This is a genomic window from Streptomyces pyxinicus (assembly GCF_024753135.1).
In the GTDB taxonomy this organism is placed as follows: domain Bacteria; phylum Actinomycetota; class Actinomycetes; order Streptomycetales; family Streptomycetaceae; genus Streptomyces; species Streptomyces pyxinicus.
In genome coordinates this window covers 123,427-139,339 of the sequence record NZ_JANUGP010000006.1, presented here as the reverse complement: position 1 = coordinate 139,339, position 15,913 = coordinate 123,427, and the positions used below count along the sequence as shown (strand labels likewise).

Below are 15,913 nucleotides of genomic sequence, written 5' to 3'. Positions count from 1 at the left end.
GACTTGTCCCCAGGTCGAGAAGGGTGCCTGTGGATAACTTCTGTGGATAACGATGATCGGCCGATACGACCGGCTAGAAACGGCCGTCCTGGCACCGGGCGACCCAGTCGGCGGCGGCCATGAACTCCGTGTCCGAGGTCCCCGCCGGGGTCGGCCGCGCCTCGCCCGGTGCGATATCGGCCCGCGGATACGACCCCAGGAAACGCACCTGGAGGCAGATCCGCTTCAGCCCCATCAGCGTCTCCGCCATCCGCCGGTCGGAGATATGGCCCTCGGCGTCGATGCAGAAGCAGTAATTGCCGATACCGGCCCCGGTCGGCCGGGACTGCAGCAGCATCAGGTTGATCCCGCGCGAGGCGAACTCGCCGAGCAGATCGCGCAGGGCGCCGGGGTGGTCGTCACGCTGCCACAGCACCACCGAGGTCTTGTCGGCACCGGTCGGCGCGGCGGGCCGGGCCGGGCGGCCGACCAGCACGAACCGGGTCTGCGCGTTCTCCGCGTCGTGGATCCCGGTCTCCAGTGCCTCCAGGCCGTACCGGGCGGCGGCGAACTCACCGGCGAAGGCGGCGTCGTAGCGGCCCTCCTGGACCAGCCGGGCGGCGTCCGCGTTGGACGCGGCCGACTCCCAGTGCACGTCGGGGAGGTGGTTGCGGAGCCAGTTGCGCACCTGGGGCTGGGCCGCCGGGTGCGCGGACACCGTCTTGATGTCGGTCAGCGCGGTGCCCGGCCGGACCAGCAGCGCGAAGGTGATCGACAGCAGCACCTCGCGGTAGATCGTCAGCGGCTCGCCGGCGACCAGCTCGTCCAGCGTGGTGGTGATGCCGCCCTCGACGGAGTTCTCGATCGGGACGAACGCCGCCTCGGCCTCGCCGGTCCGGACCGCGTCCAGCGCGGACTGCACCGAGACGTACGGGATCAGCTCGCGGGTGGCCGCCTCCGGGAGCGTCCGCAGGGCGACTTCCGTGAAGGTGCCCTCGGGACCGAGATACGCATAGCTCGCTGGCATGGTCCTCACCCTAATGGCGGCACGGCCGCCGGGCGCATCCATCTCACGACATCCACTCGACCGAGTGGTTTGAACCCCGATCAGCCCTCAAGGAGATCAGCTCTCACGGACATCAGCTCTCAAGGAGGCGCTGTCCCACGTATTCACCCTTCGCCGGCCCGCCCGGTACGGCGAACAGGCCGCTGGACTCGTGCCGGATGAACCGGGACAGCGCGTCGCCCCGGTCCAGCTTGCGCTGCACCGGCACGAAGCCGCGCAGCGGGTCCGCCTGCCAGCAGATGAACAGCAGCCCGGCGTCCGGCGTGCCGTCCGCGTCGAAGCCGTCGTGGTAGGAGAAGGGCCGCCGCAGCATTGCCGCACCTCCGTTCCTGTCCGGCCGGGTGATCCGGGCGTGCGCGGTGAGCGGGACGACGAGATCGCCCTGGGCGTCGGTCTTCTCCAGGTTCATCTCGGTCGTCTCACCGCCCCCGGACAGCGGCGCCCCGTCGGCCTTCCGGCGCCCGATGACCTGCTCCTGGGCACCGCCCGACAGCTTCTCCCAGTCGTCCAGCAGCATCCGGATGCGGCGGACGACGGCGTAGGAGCCGTTCGCCATCCACGCCGGCTCGCCCGAGGCGGGCACGAAGATCCGCCGGTCGAAGTCGGCGTCGGCCGGCTTGGGGTTGCGGGTGCCGTCGAGCTGGCCCATGAGGTTGCGGGCGGTCATGGGGTGCGCGGTGGCTCCCGGCGCCCGGTTGAAGCCGTTCATCTGCCAGCGCACCCGGGCCGCGGCGCCCGCGTCCTTCTGGATCGCGCGCAGGGCGTGGAAGGCGACCAGGGCGTCGTTCGCGCCGATCTGCACCCACAGGTCGCCGTCGCTGCGCGCCTTGTCGAGGCGGTCGGCGGAGAAGTCCGGCAGCGGGTTCAGGGCGGCAGGACGCTGCTTCTCCAGGCCGGTGCGGGCGAAGAAGCCGTACCCGAAGCCGAACGTCACGGTGAGCGAGGAGGGGCCCGCGTCCCGGGCCACGTCGGTGTCGTCGTGCGGGGCGGCCTCGCCCGCCATCAGCCGCTCGGCCGTTGCCGACCAGCGGCGCAGCAGCGCCGCCGCCTCCCTCCGCCCGGCGCCCGCCGCCAGGTCGAAGGCGATGAGATGGCCGCACGCCTGGAGCCCCTCGGTGATGCCGGGCTGATGTTTCCCGTGAAACATCGCCCGCCCGGAGCCCACCGAGGTCAGCGGGGTGGCCGGGGCGGGCGCGGCAGCATAGCCCACGGCTCCGCCGGCCGCGCCGAGGACGAGACCGGTGGCCCCCGCGGTGCCGAGCAGCGCGCGCCGCGAGACGCCCCGGCCGCTGTCGGCGGCGGGCGTGCGGGCCGGGGACTCGGGCGTGCGGGCCGGAGGCTCGGGCGTGCGGGCCTGGGAGACGGACTGGTCGGGCATGGTGCGGGTCAGCCGATCTGCGCGTTCTTGGAGACGGTCGCCTGGTCGATGTCGGAGGTGCGCACGGTGACGGCGATCTTCCAGTCACCGGCCACCGGGATCTGCACCCCGCTCGCCGACCAATGTCCGGTGGTGATGTGGTCGGGGTTCACCGGAAGCGGGCCGATCTTCTTCGCCTCCAGGGTGAAGGCGACCTTCACCTCGGGGACGTCGAAGGCGCGCCCGTTGGGACGCTGGACGTAGACGTGCATCTCGTTGCCGCCCACGCGCGCCGGGTCGAGGTCGATCCGCACGAGCCCCTTGCCGTCGGTGCCGCCGGTGTCGAAGGGCATGTCCAGGGTCAGCGCGCCGGAGGAGGACGCGGACGCCGAACTGGAGGCGGAACCGGCCGCCTTGGCCTCCTGCTCGGTGCGGCCCGGCTCGGTCTGGGTCAGCGCGGTGGTGACCGCGAGCAGCACGACCGCGATACCGGCCTCGGCGAGCACCGAGCGGCGCAGCCCGAAACGGCCCGGATCGGCGTCGCGCAGCCGCTTCTGCCGGGCGGCGTCGACCGCGGCCCGCTGCCGGGCGAGCTGCGCGGCCCGCCCGCCGTCGCCCTTGTCCGGCGCGGCTGCGGTCTGCTTGCCGGCGCCCTGTTGTGCGGAGCCCACCCGCTCCTTCTCGGCCCGCTTGCCCTTGCCCGGCGCGGCGGTGTCGGCGAGCCGTCCCGTCCAGCGCCGGGACAGGGCGGCGACGCCCACGAGCAGCGCCACCAGAGCGATCTTGGCGAGCAGCAGCTGCCCGTACCCGGTCTCGGTGAAGGCCGACCAGGAGCCGAGCTGCCGCCAGGACTGGTAGACACCGGTGACGACGAGCGCGACGACCGAGCCGAAGGCCACCTGGGAGAACCGGCGGACGGCGGCGGCCTCGACCGGGGTCTCGGCGGGCGCCCGGTACAGGGCCACCAGCAGCGCGGTCAGACCGCCCAGCCAGGCGGCGACGGCGAGCAGGTGGACGACGTCGACCGGCATGGCGATGCCCGCCTGGAGTCCGACCGAGGCGTGCTCGGCCATCGCCCAGCTGGCGGCGAGCCCGGCGGCGACGACCCCTCCGCCGATGGCCAGCCCGAAGGTCAGGTCGCGTTTCTCCTCGCCTTCCTCGCGCCGGGTGTAGGCGCCGAAGAGGACGGAGACGAACAGCGCGGCGGCGGCGAGCAGCAGCAGCCGGGAGACCAGCGCGGCCCCGGTCTTGGTCTGGAGCACCTGGCCGAGCAGGTCGAGGTCGAAGACGTCACCGAGCTTGCCCGAGGTGGTGTACGAGCCCCGCAGCAGCAGCAGCCACAGGGTGGCCGCGGTGAGCGCCAGCCAGCCGCCGACGACCAGCCGCTGCAGGGCCCGTACGCCGGCGCCGCGCCGCCAGCAGGCGAGCACGAAGGCCGCGCCGCCCGCGAGCACGATGAAGCCGGCGTACGACACGTACCGTCCGAACGCGTAGAGCACGCCCACGGTGCCGCCGCCCGCCACCGGCCCCGAGCCGGAGACGACGGTCGCCGAGGGCGCCCCGACGGAGAAGGTGTAGGCGCCCGCTACGGGGTGGCTGTCGGCCGAGACCACCTGGTAGGTGACCGTGTAGGTGCCCTGCGGCAGTCCGCTCTTCAGGCGCACGGCGTACGTCGTCCCGCTCACGTTGGCGGGAGCGCCCCGCTGGACCGGCTTGCCCTGGGGGTCGAGGACGCGCAGCGAGTCGTCGCCCATCGCCACCTGCTCGGAGAAGGTGAGCGAGACCTGGGTGGGTGCCTTCTTGACCACCACCCCCTGCGCGGGGTCGCTGCCGGTCAGCGCCGCGTGCGCGGAGGCCGGTCCGGCGCCGGCCAGCAGAGCGCCGGTGACGGCGAGGAACAGCAGCAGCAGGATCCGCAGGCGGGGGGTGATGGTCCGGGTCACGGTGGTCCCTCCCTCAGTGGCCGGTCGACGGGTTGTACGTGGCGGACTTCACCGGCATCTCGACGGTGAGGGGCGCGGACTTGGCGAAGGTGAGCTTCACGGTGACCGTCTGGCCCTGCCGCGGCTTGCGCGTGAGCTGCTCGAACATCAGGTGGTCGCCGCCGCTGCGGAACACCAGTCGGCCGTGGGCCGGTACGGCGAAGGAGGACTTCTCCGCCATGGCCCCGCCGACGGTGCTGTGCATGGTGACCTGGCCGGCGACCTCGCTGCTGACGCCGGTCAGCTCGTCCCCCGCGCCGCCGTCGTTGGCGATCGTCAGGAAGCCGGCCGCCATGTCGGCGGAGACCGGCTGGGGCATGTACGGGGAGCTGACGGACAGCTTCGCCTTCCCGGAGCCGGCGTCCGGCTCGGCGTCCGTACCGGAGCCGGAGCAGCCCGCGAGGGCGAGGGCGCCGGTGAGGGCGAGGGCGCCGGTGAGGGCGGCGGCGGTCAGGGCGGGGCGCCTCACGGCTTGGCCCCCTTGACGAGCTTGGGCAGGTCCCTGGTGTAGTCGTCGACCGTGGCGGACTCGCCGTACAGGACGTACCCGGCGTCGGTCTTCGGCGAGAACGCGATGACCTGGGTGCCGTGCACCGAGACGAGCTTGCCGTTCTTGTCCTTCGACGTCGGTTCGACGGAGATGCCCACGGTGCGGGCGCCGGCCTTGACGGCGGCGAAGTCGCCGGTGAGGCCGATGAAGTCGGGGTCGATGCCCTTGAGCCACTTGCCCAGTTCGGCGGGGGTGTCCCGGCCGGGGTCGGTGGTGACGAACACGACCCGCAGGTCGTCCTGTTCGGACTTGGGCAGCTTCTGCTTGGCGACGGCGATGTTGCTCATGGTCGTCGGGCAGACGTCGGGGCAGTGCGTGTAGCCGAAGTAGACCAGGGTCGGGTGGCCCTTGGTCTCCTCGCGGAGGTCGTACTTCTTGCCGTGTGTGTCGGTCAGGACCAGGTCCGGCTTGGTGAACGGCTGGTCGAGGACGGTGGCGGCCCGCTTCGAGCCGGAGCCCCCGTCGACCACGGCGACCGGTGAGTCACCGCTGTCGCCGCTGCCGCAGGCGGACAGGGTCAGGGTGGCGGCGGCGAGCAGCACGGCCGCCGCGAACGTCTTCTTGCGCATAGAGAAATGTCCCAGATGTGAGATCTCCGGCGCGCACCGGGGCCGGACGACGGTGTCGCCCGGGCCCCGGCGCGCGCACCGACGTGGCTCAGGCGGCGGTCCGGCGGCGGCCGGCGAGCACGCCGAAGGCGACACCGGCGATGCCGACGACGATGCCGGCGATGCCGAGCACGCGTGCGGTGGTGTCGGTGCCGTTGTCGTCGGAGTCCTTGGCGGCGGTGTTCTCCGTCTTGGCGGAGGCGTCGTCCGCGCCCGCCGAGCCGTGCTCGTCGTCGGTCGCGGCGGTCAGCTGCAGCACGGGTGCCGGGTTCTCCGGCTCGTCCTGGCCCTTCTGCGGCACCTCGATCCAGCGCACGACCTCCTTGTCGGAGTACGTCTGGATCGCCTTGAACACGAGCTGGTCGGTGTCCTCGGGCAGGGCGCCGAGGGACACCGGGAACTTCTGGAAGTAGCCGGGCTCGACGCCCTTGCCGTCGGCGGTCCAGGTGACCTTGGAGACGGCCTCGTCGATCTTCTCGCCGTGCATGGTCAGCGGCTTGGCGAGCTTGGACTTGGTGACCTTCACGGACCAGCCGGGGACCGGCTGGGGCATGACCGAGGCGATCGGGTGGTCGGTGGGGAGGCTGACCTCCAGCTTGGTGGTCGAGGCGTTGTCGCGCTCGTTGGGGACCTTGAAGTCCACGACCGCGTAACCGCCCTTGGCGGCGGCGCCCTCGGGCTGCACGGAGACGTGCGCGAAGGCGGGGACCGACAGGGTCAGCACGGCCGCGCCGGCGACGGTGCCGGCGGCGGCGAGACGGGCGGCGGTACGGCGAGAGGCGACACGAGAAGCCTGCATGGCAGGGGCACTCCACTCTGGTGGGTTCCGGTTGATGACGGCGTTGCCGGGAGGTACGCGTGGGCAGGGCCGTGCCACTCGACGGGCCGGCCGGCCGCGCACGCGCGGGCCGCGCGACGACGGCGCCCCTCCTTACCGGTGGTGTGGAGTGGTGCGGCCGCGTCAGGCGGCGAGGAGGAACGCGGCGGCGGGCGGGCCGCGCCGGATCACCGAGTGCTGGAGTGCGGTGGTGTGCGGGGCGGGTACGTCGTCACGCTCGCCGCGCCGGGCGCGCGGGCCCGCGTCCACGGCGGGCAGCAGCCCGGCGCACAGGGCGTGCACCAGCGCGAGCGCCCCGCGCAGGGAGCGGACGAGTGCCGCCTCGGCGACTCCGTGCGCCGACAGTTCGATCAGCCGCAGGACGGCGAGGTCGCCCCGGCGCAGCAGCCACCCGGTGGCGACGGCCGCGAGGACGTGCCCGAGCAGCATCGGCAGCGAGGGCAGCAGCGTGGTCCAGTCGGAGAGGCCGGCCGGGGAGCCGGCCGGTGCCATGCCGGCCATGTGGTGCGAGGCGGGCATGGCACCCGTCGTACGGGACGAGGCGTCGATGAGGCGCGCGTCGAGCAGCAGCCGGTAGGCGTGCCCGGGGGTGAGCGCCGACGGGGCCGATCCGCACAGCAGTTGGGCGGCCCGGGCCACGAGCGCCGTGTCGCTCAGCGAGCCGTCCGCCGTCGCCGGGCCGGCGGCCACGGCGGCCGCCCCGTGCTGCCCCAGCCCGAACAGGCCGTGCAGGACGACCTGGCCGAGGGTGAGGAGGGCGGCGATGGCCGGCAGCGAGCGGACCCGGCCCGCGAGCGGTGCCACCAGCAGCAGGCAGCCGAGGAAACCCGCGCCGAGCGTCCACAGCGGAACGCGCGCGCACGAGGCCAGCGTGTGCCCGGCCGCGGCCAGCACGACGCAGACCGCGGCGAACACCGCGGCCCGCAAAGTCCGGAGCCAGGCTCCGGGACGCGCCGTGCGCGGGTGGGGGGCAGTCATGGCGGGGTCATCATCCCACTGCCCCCACCACCCGCGTACGGCAGGTGCCGGGACGCGTCCCACATACACCGATTCCTCCCGTGCCGCGTCGGCTGTATGGGCGCCGTCACGTCGACGCGGTGCTTACGAACCCTTACGGACGGCAATACGTATCGGTATGTCGAGCCGCGGCCAGGAGGCTGGAGCATGAGCATCTGGTGGTCACTCCATCTGCGTCGCGAGGCCGCGAGCGTGCCCCTGGCCCGGCGGCTGCTGGTCGGCACCATGGAGACGGCGGGTGTCGACCCGGAGATCTCCTACGACCTGTCCGTCGCCCTGACCGAGGCCTGCGCCAACGCCGTCGAGCACGGCGGCCGGGCGGCCTCCGGCGGTTCGGAGGAGTACCGGGTGACCGCGTACCTCGACGGCGAGAAGTGCCGTATCGAGGTGGCCGACTCCGGCCCCGGTTTCTCCCGCACCCAGGAGATCCGGCCCGCGCGCGCGGACGCCGAGCACGGCCGCGGGCTCTGCCTCATCCAGGAACTCGCCGACCACGTCGCCATCGGCTCCCGGCCGAGCCGGAGCGGCGGCACGGTGGTCAGCTTCGACAGAGTCCTCAAGTGGCGGTCGGGCGCTCCGCTGCTGGCGGTGTAGCGGGGCCCCGGGGGTCTTGGCGGGCGGCCGTACGGCCTAGGGTGCGCGCATGCGCATCGAGCCCGAGGAGCTGGCGGACGGGGTGACCCTGCGGTCGCTCGCGCGCGGGGACGCGGACGCCCTGTGTGCCGCCTACGTGGAAAACCGCAGGCATCTCGAACCGTGGGACCCGGTCAGACCGGAGGCCTTCTTCACGCCGGCCGGACAGGCGGAGCGCGTGCACGGGCTGCTGCGGCAGTCGGCCGACGGGTCCGCGCTGCCGATGGTGCTCGTCTCGGCGGACGGCCGGATCGCCGGGACCAGCACCCTCACCGGGATCGTCCGGGGCCCGTTCCGCAGCGGTTCCCTGGGCTACTGGATCGCCGCCGACCAGCAGAACCGCGGGCTGGCCAGTGCCGCCGTACGGCGGATGTGCGCGCTCGCCCGGGACACGCTCGACCTGCACCGGATCGAGGCGTCCACCCTGCTCGGCAACACCGCCTCGCAGCGGGTGCTGGCCAAGTGCGGCTTCACCCCGATCGGCCAGGCCCCGGACTACCTGCACATCAACGGGGCCTGGCGGGACTGCCGGCTCTTCCAGCGCATCCTGCACGACCGCGATCCCGCGCTCTGATCCCCTACGGCCCGGCAGCAGGCACGTCCCCCAGCAGCGGACCCGCCCGCCCGTCGGTCAGGCCGCGCACCGGCCCCCGGCCACCGGCTACCCGCACACGAATGGCCGGGCACCGCCCGGTGCCCGGCCACGTGACGCCTCGGCTCAGCTCTTCAGGGCCGCCATCCAGGCCTCGACCTCGTCGGAGCGGCGCGGCAGGCCGGCCGAGAGGTTCCGGTTGCCGTCCTCCGTCACGAGGATGTCGTCCTCGATCCGCACGCCGATGCCCCGGTACTCCTCCGGGACGGTCAGGTCGTCGGCCTGGAAGTACAGGCCCGGCTCGACGGTGAGCACCATGCCGGGCTCCAGCGTGCCGTCGACGTAGGTCTCCACGCGCGCGGCGGCGCAGTCGTGGACGTCCATACCGAGCATGTGGCCGGTGCCGTGCAGGGTCCAGCGGCGCTGCAGGCCCAGCTCCAGGACGCGCTCGACCGGGCCCTCGGCCAGGCCCCACTCGACGAGCCGCTCGGCGAGCACGCGCTGGGCGGCGTCGTGGAAGTCGCGGTACTTGGCACCCGGCCTGACGGCCGCGATGCCGGCCTCCTGGGCCTCGTACACGGCGTCGTAGATCTTCTTCTGCAGCTCCGTGTACGTGCCGTCGACCGGCAGCGTGCGCGTGATGTCGGCGGTGTAGAGCGTGTGCGTCTCCACACCGGCGTCGAGCAGCAGCAGGTCGCCGGAGCGGACCGGGCCGTCGTTACGGACCCAGTGCAGGGTGCAGGCGTGCGGGCCGGCCGCGCAGATGGAGCCGTAGCCGACGTCGTTGCCCTCCACGCGGGCGCGCAGGAAGAACGTGCCCTCGATGTAGCGCTCGCTGGTCGCCTCGGCCTTGTCGAGGACCTTCACGACGTCCTCGAAGCCGCGCACCGTCGAGTCGACGGCCTTCTGCAGCTCGCCGACCTCGAAGTCGTCCTTGACCAGCCGGGCCTCGGAGAGGAAGACCCGCAGCTCCTCGTCGCGCTCGGCGGTGACCTTGTCGGTCAGGGCCGCCTCGATGCCGGCGTCGTGGCCGCGCACCACGCGCACCGGGCCGGTGGCCTCGCGCAGCGCGCCGGCCAGTTCGCGGACGTCGGCGGCGGGCAGGCCGTACAGCGCCTCGGACTCGGTGAGGGAGTGCCGGCGGCCGACCCACAGCTCGCCCTGGCCGGAGAGCCAGAACTCGCCGTTCTCGCGGTCCGAGCGGGGCAGCAGGTAGATCGTGGCCTCGTGGCCCTCGCCCCGGGGCTCCAGCACGAGGACGCCGTCCTCGGTCAGATCGCCGGTGAGGTAGGCGTACTCGACGGAGGCGCGGAAGGCGTACTCGGTGTCGTTCGAGCGGGTCTTCAGGTTGCCGGCCGGGATCACCAGGCGCTCGCCCGGGAAGCGCGCGGAGAGCGCGGCCCGGCGGCGGGCGGTCTCGGCGGCCTGCGCGATCGGCTCCAGGTCACGCAGCTCGGTGTCGGCCCAGCCGGACTTCATGTTGTCGGCAAGCTCGTCGGACAGGCCCGGGTAGAGGCCGTTCTTCCGCTGCTTGATGGGCTCCTCGGACTCAGTCTCCGGGGTCTCCGGGTCGAGTTCGTCGGCCACGTGCTCCTCCTCGGTACGGCGTGTGATCTCCCCCGGCGGTCACCGGCGCTCGGCACGGGGCAGAGCGGGGGACCTCCATCATCGTACGGTCGTACCGGGAGCGGACCAGGGTAGGAGGACCTGTTATGCCCGGTCATCGCAGCCGGGCGGCGACCGGGCTCAGTCGAAGCGGGCCGCCAGCAGCACCACGTCCTCGTCGCTGTCGGCCGTGTCCAGGCCGTCCGGCAGGACGGTGCGCAGGACGTGGTCGGCGACCGCGCCGGGGTCCTGGCGCGCGGCGCGCGGGACGCTCGCGGCGGCCTGGTGCAGCCGCGCGAAGGCCCGGTCCATGGCCTCGCCGGTACGGTGCAGCAGCCCGTCGGTGTAGAGCAGCAGCGTGTCGCCGGCCTCGGCCTGGACCTCCACGCTGGGCGCCTCCCAGCAGGCCAGCATGCCGAGCGGCGCGGAGACCGAGGTCTCGGCGAACTCGGTGCGCCGCTCGCCGACCAGCAGGGGCGGACTGTGTCCGGCGCCGGCCAGGGTGACCTTGCGCAGGGCGGGCTCGCAGTAGGCGAACAGGGCGGTGGCGGAGCGGGCGGGTTCTGTCAGCCGCAGCAGCAGTTCCAGGTCGGACAGGACGGCGACCGGGTCCTCGCCCTCCATCACGGCGTACGCGCGCAGGGAGGCGCGCAGCCGGCCCATCGCGGCCACGGCACTGGGCCCGGAGCCGGTGACCGAGCCGACCGACAGGCCGAGCGCGGCATCCGGCAGCGGCAGGGCGTCGTACCAGTCGCCGCCGCCGCGCGGGCCGGTGCGGTGCCGGGCGGCGAGCTGGACGCCGGCCACCCGGGGCAGCCGGGCGGGCAGCAGCTCGTCGGTGATCGTCGCCACGCACGCGCGCGTGCGCTCCACTTCCAGCAGCCGCGCCAGGTGCTCGCCGGCCTGCCGGGCGTAGAGGCGGGCGAGGTGGCGCTGCCGCTCGTGCGGCTCGGCCGGCTCGTCGTAGAGCCAGACGGCGGCGCCGAGCCGGCCGGTGGCGCCGGCGGCGAGGGGCAGGGCGTAACTGGCGGCGTAGCCGAGGCGGGTGGCCACCTCGCGGTGCCGGGGGTCGAGGCCGTCCTCGGCGAGCAGGTCGGCGTGGACCAGCTCGGCGGTGCCGCCCGTGTCGTACGGCAGGGCGGCGCGCGGGACGGTCTCGAGGTGACCGAGGTCGGCGCGGCCGAGTCCGAGGCCGAGGGTGGTGCGCGGGCCGTGCCCGTCGGCCGGTTCCAGGACGACGAGGCCGCGGCGGGCGCCGACCAGGGCGGCGCCGGCGCGCAGCAGCTCGTGCAGGGCGGGTTCGAGCGCGTCCGTGCGGGAGAGCCGCTCGGTGAGTTCGTGCAGGGTGGTGAGGTCGGAGACCCAGCCGGCCAGCCGGTCCTGGAGGAGGGTGCCGGGTGCGGGCGGGTGCGGGAGGGGCGGTTCGACGGCCGGTCTCGGGTCCGGTCCCGGGTCCGGGGAGGAGCCGGCGCCGGGCGCGGGGGACGTGGGCGCGACAGTGTGTGCGGGCGTCGGAAGCGTGGAATCGATTCCGGCCACTTTCGGGGGGTGCGGGGCGTTCATGGCGTCCGGCCTTCAGACCGGTGCGTATTGCTGGAAAGCATCGCAAACCCCCATGTCATTCTGCGCCGCCGGCAGTGTCTCCACATGTACACGCACTCGTAAGGGGATGTCCAGCATTGTCCTGCGGGGATTCCTGGTGTCCATGGGCCGGACGGGGATTTCTCCGGAACCCCTTGCCTTACTGCCAAGTTGGCTGAAAACTACCTCAGGTATCGGTCCATTGCGCTCGACTGGCCTTGCTCGACGGAGCGTCACAGCGGTCGTGATGGGTACGTACTCGGAGAAGGCCAGGGGTGGTTGGGGACCACCCGGAACCTGGCGACGGACCCGGGCGTCATAGCCACCGACGGCCGAGCCCCATCCTCCCTTGGCGGAGGCGGAGAGAACCACGCGCGACGGCAAACGCCAGACTTCGCCACCCCCAGCCGCACCCGTGCCTCCTGTCGGACGCACCAGGGGAAGCGGACGCGGCCACGCTCGACCCCCAGGGGTTCCCCCTGCCGCGCGCAGGGGTGTGATGCGCCAACAGGTACGCACAGTGAAGAGATCGACACATGTTGTGATGTGGTCCACGGTGTTGCCAGCGGTGCAACGGAAAGGAACGAGCGCTCATGCGCGAGATCCTCGGAAGGCGACGCAGGCTCCTGTCCAGGCGGGATGACGGGCAGTCTGAGCTGATCGGCGCGGCCCTGACCTTCGCGGCGGAATGGCAGTGGCCCGTACTCCCGGGTGTGGCCCCGGACCCGGCCGGACGGGCCCGCTGCGCCTGCCCGGACCCGGAGTGCACGGTGCCCGGCGCCCACCCCTTCGACCCCGGCCTGCTCGCGGCCACCACCGACCCGCGCATGGTGCGCTGGTGGTGGGCCAACCGGCCCAGCGCGCCCATCGTCCTGGCCACCGGCGGTACGGCGCCCTGCGCGGTCAGCCTGCCGGCGCTCGCCGCCGCCCGCGCCCTCGCGCTGCTGGACCGGCGCGGTATGCGCCTCGGCCCGGTCGTCGCCTCGCCCACCCGCTGGGCGCTGCTGGTGCGGCCGTACTCCCTGGAGCGACTGGGCGAGTTGCTGTACGCCCAGGACTTCGTGCCCGGCTCGCTCCGCTTCCACGGAGAGGGCGGCTATCTCGCGCTGCCCCCCTCCGAGACCGGTCAGGGCACCGTCCGCTGGGAGCGTGCCCCGCTGCCGGGCTCGGCCGCGCCCTGGCTGCCCGACGTGGAGGCGGTGGTGGACGCCGCGGTCGCCGCCCTCACCCGTACGGGTGTGAGCGCGCCCGAGTTGTAGGGGGTGTCGGGCGCGCATGGGGCGGACGGGCCACGGCGCTCGTTATCTTCCGCACATGCCGTGTCCTGCCGGGGGGCGTCCCCCGGACCCCCGAAAGCTTCGTCTGCTCGCCCTCGTGGGCGTCGTCGCGGCCGCCGTCGCGCTGCCGCTGACCGTGGCGTCCGCGGGGCAGGTGGGCGACGCGGGACGGACGGCCGTACGCACCCCGCCCCGCGCTCCGGAGCGGGCCGACGCCAAGGACCTCACGGCCAAGGACCTCACGGCCAAGGACCTCACGGCCGAGGTCTCCGGAGCCGAGGGGCTCGCGGCCGCGGGCGCCGTGGGCAAGGGACCCGTCGCCGGGCGCCGCTCGCCGCTGCTCCTCGGTGTGGGCCTGGCCACCGCCGCCCGCTGCGGCCCTCAGCTCACCTCGCCCGAGGGCATCGAGGCGCAGACCTGTGTGCTGATCCAGGGCGCCGACACCTGGGCACGCACGTACTACCGCAACGCCACCGGCCGGGCGCTGGACTCCGTGCTGAGCCTGATGGGGCCGGGTGGCCGGACCGTGCAGATGCGCTGCGCCACCGGGGCCGACGACGAGCCCGCCACCTGTGAGACGCCCCGCGAGCACAGCCGGGGCGGGCCGGACGGCTACACGGCCGTCAGCGAGTTCGCCGGGCGCGGCGCGGATGAGGCGCTGCTGCTGCGCTCCGGCAGCAACTCCTAGGCCACGGAGAGCAACTCCTGGGCGCTGTAAGGCAGTTGACGCACGGCGCGGTGAAGGGGGCCGGGCGCGGACATGGAAAGACCCGGTTGCTGGCGACGGGGGATGCACCAGCAACCGGGCTACTGGAACCGTAACAAGAGATCGGCGGTTCGCAAATTCCATCCGGGGCATTCGGCCACCGATTTCCCTGCCGCAAGGGCGAGTTGTGACAGGAGTCACCTGTTGTGGCCACAGGTGTCACGACTGAACGGCCGTTCAGCCGTGACACGCGCGCGGGTGTTCAGCTGAGCGTCACCTGGCGGTTGGTCAGCCCGCCGCGCGCCCGGCGCTCGTCCGGCGTCAGCGGCTCCTGGGCGGCGAGAGCGGCGGCGAGCCGCTCGGCGAACTCGGCGGCCGGCTTCTCCACGTCCTCCGCGCCGACCCCGCTCGGCAGGTCCCAGACCGGCACGGTGAGGCCGTGCGCGCGGAAGGAGCCCACCAGCCGGGTGCCCTCACCGAGGCTGGAGCGGCCGGCCGCGTGCAGTCGCGCGAGCGCGTCCAGAAGCTGTTCCTCCGGGTGCGGCATGACCCAGCGCAGGTGGTTCTTCTCCGGGGTCTCGCACCAGTAGGCCGCGTCCACGCCGGACAGCTTGACCGTGGGGATCGCCGCGGCGTTGGCCCGCTCCAGGGAGGCGGCCACCTCCGGGCTGGCGTTCTCCGCGTCCGGCACCCAGAACTCGAAGCCCTCGTGCACGACCGGCTCCAGCGGGGCCTCGGCGTCCAGCAGGTCCTGGAGCCGGGGGCCGTCGGCGGGGGCGCGCCTGCCCTGCACCGGGGTGCCGGGCTCCGCCTCCAGGGCGCGCCGGAGCGTGTCGGCGAGGTCGCGGCTGATGTCGCCGGACGCCGTGTCGTTCTGCAGGCCGATCAGGACCGAGCCGTCGTCGCGGCGCAGCGCGGGCCAGGCCATCGGCAGCACGGTGGCGAGCGTGACCGTCGGGACGCCCTCGGGCAGGCCGTCCTTCAGGGTCAGCTCCGCCGTCGCGGCCGGGACCAGCTCGCGCAGGGCCACCCAGTCGCACTCGCCGGGCAGCCCCTCGAAGGGGCGGTGCACCAGCTCGGTCGCCGCGTGCGCCGCCGCCCGGCCGTGGCACGCCTTGTAGCGCCTGCCGCTGCCGCACGGGCAGGGTTCGCGGGCGCCGACGACCGGGATCTCTCCAGCGGTGCCTGCGGCGTGCGCTCCGCCCGTGACCTGCGGCCGCTTGGCCTTCGTCTGGGGTCGCTTCTTGGCCATCGTGGGGTCTCCCGGTTACGGCTCTTCTCGTACGGTCCGGAGCCTAGCCGCTCGGGCCCTGGCCGACGGGAACCTGTGGACAACGCACGGGCGCTCGGCGCCGGTGGTATGAACCTGTGGACGAACCGGCCCGGTCCGGACCGCTCAGTCCAGGTCGTCGAAGGCGTCCGCGAAGTCCAGACCGGCCATGTCCGCGAGCGCGGGGGCCGAGAGGCGGGGAGCCGCCGGCGCGGGGGCCGTGACGCGCGTAGCGAAAGCGTCGTGGCGGCACCCCGCATCGGGATCGTGGGCGTCCTCGTGGACCACCACCCAGACCGTGACCTCGCCGCGGATGTCGTCCCGGACGCCCCAGTCGTCGGCCAGCGCCGTGATGATGTTGAGGCCCCGGCCGCCGTGCGCCGTCACCGACGGGGTGGCCGGGGCTGGCCGGGTCGGACCGCCGCCGTCCGTGACCTCGACGATGAGCCGGCCGCGCGGATCGACCCGCCAGGCGGCGCGGACGTCGCCGTCACCGGCCGCGGCGCCGCCCAGCGGCCGCCCGTGTCTGCAGGCGTTGCTCAGCAGTTCGGAAAGGATCAGTACGGCATCGTCGATGACCGTTTCCGAGACGCCGCCGCCGCGCAACTGCGTACGCATCCGGTGCCGCGCCTCGCCCACGCCCGCAGGGCCATGCGCCACGGCCATGCACGACGACGCGGGCACTTCCTGTGCCACCACCAACGCCACCCCCGAGACCTCCTTCGCCCCACGCCACGGTGTGGATGCCCCATTGGCCTGTACCGGAAACCGGCCAGTCCCCTTCCGCTGACGCATCCGAAACGGCGGACACGGAGCGGATGCGCCGGGGTACGCGGGGTGACGACAGGCTGG

15 protein-coding genes are annotated in these 15,913 nt (G+C 73.6%); 4 read left to right on the top strand and 11 right to left on the bottom strand.

What is annotated here, in order from left to right; translation table 11 throughout:
• Window positions 1–73 precede the first annotated feature (73 nt).
• From pheA to NX794_RS10495, 7 genes are all read right to left on the bottom strand, one after another.
• Window positions 74–1,006, bottom strand: a complete 933-nt coding sequence (gene pheA / locus NX794_RS10525) for a prephenate dehydratase (protein ID WP_258778059.1) — start codon at window positions 1,004–1,006, stop codon at window positions 74–76.
• A gap of 112 nt (window positions 1,007–1,118) precedes the next feature.
• Window positions 1,119–2,423, bottom strand: a complete 1,305-nt coding sequence (efeB, locus tag NX794_RS10520; RefSeq protein ID WP_258778058.1) for an iron uptake transporter deferrochelatase/peroxidase subunit — start codon at window positions 2,421–2,423, stop codon at window positions 1,119–1,121.
• 8 nt (window positions 2,424–2,431) lie between these two features.
• Window positions 2,432–4,345 carry a copper resistance CopC/CopD family protein gene (locus NX794_RS10515; RefSeq protein ID WP_258778057.1) on the bottom strand — a complete coding sequence of 638 codons (1,914 nt, stop codon included), beginning with the start codon at window positions 4,343–4,345 and terminating at the stop codon, window positions 2,432–2,434.
• Between the two features lie 13 nt (window positions 4,346–4,358).
• The gene (locus NX794_RS10510) at window positions 4,359–4,853 is read right to left on the bottom strand and encodes a copper chaperone PCu(A)C (protein WP_258778056.1); all 495 of its coding nucleotides are present in this window, start codon (window positions 4,851–4,853) and stop codon (window positions 4,359–4,361) included.
• On the bottom strand, window positions 4,850–5,503 hold the full coding sequence (locus NX794_RS10505) for an SCO family protein (protein WP_258778055.1): 654 nt from the start codon (window positions 5,501–5,503) through the stop codon (window positions 4,850–4,852). The genes NX794_RS10510 and NX794_RS10505 overlap by 4 nt, the downstream gene beginning before the upstream one ends.
• An 88-nt stretch (window positions 5,504–5,591) precedes the next feature.
• On the bottom strand, window positions 5,592–6,341 hold the full coding sequence (locus NX794_RS10500; protein WP_258778054.1) for a YcnI family copper-binding membrane protein: 750 nt from the start codon (window positions 6,339–6,341) through the stop codon (window positions 5,592–5,594).
• A gap of 162 nt (window positions 6,342–6,503) precedes the next feature.
• The gene (locus tag NX794_RS10495; RefSeq protein WP_258778053.1) at window positions 6,504–7,358 is read right to left on the bottom strand and encodes a hypothetical protein; all 855 of its coding nucleotides are present in this window, start codon (window positions 7,356–7,358) and stop codon (window positions 6,504–6,506) included.
• Window positions 7,359–7,544: 186 nt separating this feature from the next.
• Between NX794_RS10495 and NX794_RS10490 the strand changes: the two genes are divergently transcribed.
• Both NX794_RS10490 and NX794_RS10485 read left to right on the top strand, forming a co-directional pair.
• Window positions 7,545–7,991, top strand: coding sequence for an ATP-binding protein (locus tag NX794_RS10490; RefSeq protein WP_258778051.1), 447 nt, complete (start codon window positions 7,545–7,547; stop codon window positions 7,989–7,991).
• Between the two features lie 49 nt (window positions 7,992–8,040).
• Window positions 8,041–8,604, top strand: a complete 564-nt coding sequence (locus tag NX794_RS10485; protein ID WP_258778050.1) for a GNAT family N-acetyltransferase — start codon at window positions 8,041–8,043, stop codon at window positions 8,602–8,604.
• A 144-nt stretch (window positions 8,605–8,748) separates the two neighbouring features.
• Here the strand turns inward: NX794_RS10485 and NX794_RS10480 are convergent, their stop codons facing one another.
• Both NX794_RS10480 and NX794_RS10475 read right to left on the bottom strand, forming a co-directional pair.
• A complete protein-coding gene (locus NX794_RS10480) occupies window positions 8,749–10,209 on the bottom strand; it encodes an aminopeptidase P family protein (protein WP_258778049.1) in 1,461 nt (486 codons plus the stop codon).
• A gap of 159 nt (window positions 10,210–10,368) precedes the next feature.
• Window positions 10,369–11,790: a PP2C family protein-serine/threonine phosphatase gene (locus NX794_RS10475; protein WP_258778048.1), complete on the bottom strand. Its 1,422-nt coding sequence runs from the start codon at window positions 11,788–11,790 to the stop codon at window positions 10,369–10,371.
• A 611-nt stretch (window positions 11,791–12,401) separates the two neighbouring features.
• Here NX794_RS10475 and NX794_RS10470 point away from each other — a divergent pair.
• Both NX794_RS10470 and NX794_RS10465 read left to right on the top strand, forming a co-directional pair.
• The gene (locus NX794_RS10470; protein WP_258778047.1) at window positions 12,402–13,067 is read left to right on the top strand and encodes a bifunctional DNA primase/polymerase; all 666 of its coding nucleotides are present in this window, start codon (window positions 12,402–12,404) and stop codon (window positions 13,065–13,067) included.
• Window positions 13,068–13,122: 55 nt separating this feature from the next.
• A complete protein-coding gene (locus NX794_RS10465) occupies window positions 13,123–13,773 on the top strand; it encodes a hypothetical protein (protein WP_258778046.1) in 651 nt (216 codons plus the stop codon).
• 280 nt (window positions 13,774–14,053) lie between these two features.
• Here the strand turns inward: NX794_RS10465 and NX794_RS10460 are convergent, their stop codons facing one another.
• Entirely contained in the window at window positions 14,054–15,043 is a 990-nt protein-coding gene (locus NX794_RS10460) for an SEC-C domain-containing protein (RefSeq protein ID WP_258778044.1), read from the bottom strand.
• A 144-nt stretch (window positions 15,044–15,187) separates the two neighbouring features.
• A complete protein-coding gene (locus NX794_RS10455; RefSeq protein WP_258778043.1) occupies window positions 15,188–15,856 on the bottom strand; it encodes an ATP-binding protein in 669 nt (222 codons plus the stop codon).
• Between the last annotated feature and the right edge of the window lie 57 nt (window positions 15,857–15,913).